Source organism: Catenulispora pinistramenti, from assembly GCF_018274385.1.
Lineage (GTDB): Bacteria > Actinomycetota > Actinomycetes > Streptomycetales > Catenulisporaceae > Catenulispora > Catenulispora pinistramenti.
Genome location: NZ_JAAFYZ010000661.1, coordinates 1 through 255 on the forward strand (window position 1 = coordinate 1; position 255 = coordinate 255).

Sequence of the window (255 nt, forward strand, 5' to 3'; positions counted from 1 at the left end):
CATCGGCGGCGTGGACACCCACGGCGCCACCCACCACGCCGCGCTCATCGACCCGATCGGCCGGCACCTGGGCGACCAGGAGTTCCCGGCCACCGCCGCCGGATACGCGGCGCTGGCCGCCTGGCTGTCCGGCCACGGCACCGTGATCGCGGTCGGGGTGGAGGGCACCGGCTCCTACGGCGCCGCCCTGGCCCGGCACCTGACCGCCGCCGGGATCGTCGTGGTCGAGGTCGACCGCCCCGACCGCAAGACCCG

1 protein-coding gene is annotated in these 255 nt (G+C 77.3%); it reads left to right on the forward strand.

Annotated elements, in window-relative coordinates; all coding sequences use genetic code 11:
- Position 1: 1 nt before the first annotated feature.
- On the forward strand, positions 2 to 255 hold a 254-nt coding region (locus KGQ19_RS49055), incomplete at its 3' end, for an IS110 family transposase (protein ID WP_368862280.1).